We start from the raw sequence: 3,385 nt of genomic DNA, 5'->3' as shown, positions 1-3,385 counted from the left end.
TTCACCGGACGCATTAAAGTGCGCCGGTGCGCTTCGCGTTATATGAACATGTTCTGAATGTCTGGCCTTGGCTCCCAACCGGTGTCAGTCGATTCCCGCAATGTCCTGCGTCATGGCAATGAATGAAGGATTCTCCATTGATCTCGTGTCTCGGGTTGAGCCGAGAGATTCGCATTCCTGCCGCCAGCTCAAGGCCTCACTCCCGCTCGTCCCGCGTCGAGCGCAGCAGCACCTGGTCCATGCCGCGGGTGCTCAGTACTCGCTTGAGCGCCGCGAAGAGGTGGGTAGGCAGGGTCACTGCGTAGCGAGGCCGCGGGCGAGGATGCTCCAGGGCGTGGATAAGCTTCGCCACCACGGCGTCGGGGCTCAGCGTGAAAGGGGCCTTGCCCTCCTGGCTGGCCAGCCGCGCCTCCACCTTGCGGTAGGTGTCCGCATGGGCACTGTAGGCGGTATCGATATTCGCCTGGAAGGCACGATAGGCGTTCTCGCGGAAGCGGCTGGTGATGGGACCGGGCTGGATCAGGCTGACGTGGACGCCGCTACCCCGGAGCTCCTGGCGCAGCGTGTCGGTGAGGCCTTCGAGGGCGAACTTGGAACAGACGTAGGCGCCGCGGTAGGGCAGGGCGGCGAACCCCAGCACCGAACTGTTCTGCACGATGCGCCCGTGCCCCTGGGCGCGCATCATTGGCAGCACGCAGGTGGTGAGCTCGTGGGTGCCCAGCAGGTTGGTCTCGAGCTGGGCCTGCAGCACCTCGCGGGTCAGGTCCTCCACCGCGCCGGGCTGGCCGTAGGCGCCGTTGTTGAACAGCGCAGTCACCCGGCCTTCGGTGAGCTCCTGCACGGTGGCCACCGCGGCCTCGATGGAGGCACTGCTGGCCAGGTCCAGCGGCAGGGCCTCGAGGCCTTCTTCGCGGAGCCTGGCCACGTCCGCCTCGGCCCGTGCCGTGGCGAAGACCCGCCAGCCTCGCGCCACCATGGCATGGGCCGCGGCATGGCCGATGCCGCTCGAGCAGCCCGTGATCAGCAGGCTTCGCGCCGAATTCGCTCGGGCATCCGACATTCTCGTCTCCTCTCCGTGCCCCGAAAGGCCAGTGTGTGATGTTGCGTACCCGACGATAGGGCGTGGCGGGCGATTCAGCAACGACGGGGCGTCGGCGCTCCCCAGGCGTGTCGGCTGTGGCCCTCGTCACCCCCGGATCTCGGCGATGACTTCGCCGGTCTCCTCGCTGAGCCCCGTCTCCTGGAAGCCGAGGTTGGCGTAGAAGTCCCGGGCGATCTGGTTGGTGTGCACATAGCAGATCGCGATTCGCTCGAAAGGACCCTGCGCCCTGATCTCGTCCAGCACACACTGCATGGCCCGGTACCCAATACCTTTTCCCTGATGGTGCCGGTCGACCATCAGGCGAAAGATGTTGTAGGCCGGTGGCCGGTCGTCGTGGTCGAACGGCTCATACATGAGGGAGCCGACTACCTCACCGTCGCAATAGATGGCGCGGGGTCGGTAGGTCGAGTGGAGTTTTGACTCGGCAATGGAATACAGATTGTCGGCGACATAGTCGCGCTGGGACGTCGCCACCTCCAGCGAGATGGTGGCGTCGAAGTTCTCTAGTGTGATGTCCTGCAGTGCTACGTCCATCGGGTTCTCATCGACTCGGGGGCAGCAGGTGCCGCCTGACAGAGGCTCGCGGACTGTTCATCCGGGAGCCGGCTTGCCGGTCCCCACGGGGATCCGGATCGGCCCAGAAGATGTCCTGGGTGCCGTTGCTGTGATGGTAGAAGGCGATCACGCTGTTCTCGTTGGCCACTGTGAAGGCTCCGTGCTGTGTGCAAGAAATGGCGATGCGTGTGATGCACCTGGCTAGAGTATAGACAGGGTGCTACAGGTCCGCGCATGAGGTCGAGCAGCCGCTCGACGGCCAGGAACAGCTGGCGGCGCGGCTGGGAACAGCTGGCGGCGCGGCTGGGCGCCCTCGAGCACCCCGTGCTCACCATAGCCTCTGCGCACTGTCGGTACGGGACAAGGTGTGATCTCCCCCGAGGGGCGCATAATGGCTTGGGTGGTCATACCATCAGGCTGGAGATGCCTGTTGCGTATGCTGCGTGCATTGGGGTTGGGGAGGGAGCCATAGTGTATGTGCTGCTGGTTGCTGTACTGATGCTGCGCAGTGAGGCGCCCTGATGAGCAGCACCTGGCGATACCGCCGCCTTGCCCGTCGGCTGTCTGCCTTTGTCCTGAGTCAGCGGAAAGTGGCGCCGGCTCGCTCTGCCGCTACAGCATTTCCCGCGTCGCTTCCATCAGTCGCCCATCGACGGTGCGCTGCACCTTGTCCTCGATCTCGCTGAGCAGCGATTCCACCTTCGGTATGGAGGTGGCCACCACCACGAAGGTCCACTCGCTGGCCTCCAGGCGGTCAAGCTCGCCGCTCTCGCACACCGCCACCGCGGGGTTGCGCCCGAAGCGCTCGTGTAGACCGCCCATGCGCTGGCGCTTCTCCTTGAGGGAGCGGCAGCCGGGCAGCGAGATGTGCAGTGTCAGGACGCCGATATGCATGTTGACTCCTTGGGGCAGGGACTGTCCGTCGTGTCTGAGGAGGTCTGTCATCCGGTCATCAATCCTACCTTCTACGCTGGACGAGTGAGTGCCTGGGTCGCCCTCAGTGGTTTGACACTGGTGCGAGATAAGCGAAGTATTGCCCCGTTACTGATTGGCTCTGTGGCCTGACTTTCTTCAGAAGTTTCTTCTCTTTATGCGCGTCTTTTCCAACCCCGTCGGTTCCGGCTCGCTCTGGTTCGACAACCTCGCCACCGCCGACGGGACCCCCGTGGCCTACGACCCTCAGGCGCGGGCCTTCCTGCCCATGCCGCCCTTCTGCATCAACCGGGAGGTGATCGGCTGCAACTGGATTGCGCCTGAACAGGGTGCCTTCTGCCGGTCCTGCGCCATGACGGCACTGGCGCCGGACCCTTCGATCCCCAATGCCATGCCTAATTGGGCACAGACCGAGGCCGCCAAACGCTGGGCGCTGGACAATCTCGGCCGTTGGCACTGGTTCCGGCCGGAGGATCCCGGCACGCCCCCCGTTTTCCATATGCTCGCCGAGGGCCCGACCCCGGTGCCCATGGGGCATGCTCAGGGAGTGGTGACCATCAGCGTGGCCGAAGTGGACCCGGTTCTGGTCGCCACTCGTCGTGAGGCGCTGGAGGAACCCTACCGCACGATGATCGGCCATATGCGCCACGAGATCGCGCATATGCTGTGGTGGCGGCTCAGCCTGCGCGACGATTTCCTCGACGCCTTCCGTGCCATGTTCGGCGACGAGCGCGCGGATTACCCCGCCGCACTCCAGCGGTACTACCATGACGGCCCACCGCCCGACTGGAGACT

The 3,385-nt window shown here is 64.7% G+C and carries 5 protein-coding genes; 1 reads left to right on the top strand and 4 read right to left on the bottom strand.

The annotated features are described in order from the left end of the window. Window positions 1-196 precede the first annotated feature (196 nt). From ACESMD_RS15580 to ACESMD_RS15565, 4 genes are all read right to left on the bottom strand, one after another. A complete protein-coding gene (locus ACESMD_RS15580) occupies window positions 197-1,060 on the bottom strand; it encodes an SDR family NAD(P)-dependent oxidoreductase (protein ID WP_372614765.1) in 864 nt (287 codons plus the stop codon). A 126-nt stretch (window positions 1,061-1,186) separates the two neighbouring features. Continuing rightward, window positions 1,187-1,636 (bottom strand): GNAT family N-acetyltransferase, encoded by a 450-nt coding sequence (locus ACESMD_RS15575; RefSeq protein WP_372614763.1) that lies wholly within the window; start codon window positions 1,634-1,636, stop codon window positions 1,187-1,189. 7 nt (window positions 1,637-1,643) lie between these two features. Then, on the bottom strand, window positions 1,644-1,805 hold the full coding sequence (locus ACESMD_RS15570) for a hypothetical protein (protein ID WP_372614761.1): 162 nt from the start codon (window positions 1,803-1,805) through the stop codon (window positions 1,644-1,646). Window positions 1,806-2,269: 464 nt separating this feature from the next. Next, window positions 2,270-2,551, bottom strand: coding sequence for a DUF503 domain-containing protein (locus tag ACESMD_RS15565; protein WP_372614759.1), 282 nt, complete (start codon window positions 2,549-2,551; stop codon window positions 2,270-2,272). 196 nt (window positions 2,552-2,747) lie between these two features. On the opposite strand from ACESMD_RS15565, the gene ACESMD_RS15560 reads away from it, so the two are divergent. Continuing rightward, a partial coding sequence (locus ACESMD_RS15560; RefSeq protein ID WP_372614757.1) for a putative zinc-binding metallopeptidase occupies window positions 2,748-3,385 on the top strand: 638 nt, incomplete at its 3' end.

It is taken from the genome of Halomonas sp. (assembly GCF_041689495.1).
Classification (GTDB): Bacteria; Pseudomonadota; Gammaproteobacteria; order Pseudomonadales; family Halomonadaceae; genus Halomonas.
The sequence above is the reverse complement of the archived record's forward strand: the minus strand, read 5'-3'. Positions and strand labels throughout refer to the sequence as shown.

Bases quoted from the DNA above. Each gene is read 5' to 3' on its own strand.
- ACESMD_RS15565 (WP_372614759.1), bottom strand. From the start codon at position 2,551: ATGCATATCGGCGTCCTGACACTGCACATCTCGCTGCCCGGCTGCCGC.
- ACESMD_RS15575 (WP_372614763.1), bottom strand. From the start codon at position 1,636: ATGGACGTAGCACTGCAGGACATCACACTAGAGAACTTCGACGCCACC.
- ACESMD_RS15580 (WP_372614765.1), bottom strand. From the start codon at position 1,060: ATGTCGGATGCCCGAGCGAATTCGGCGCGAAGCCTGCTGATCACGGGC.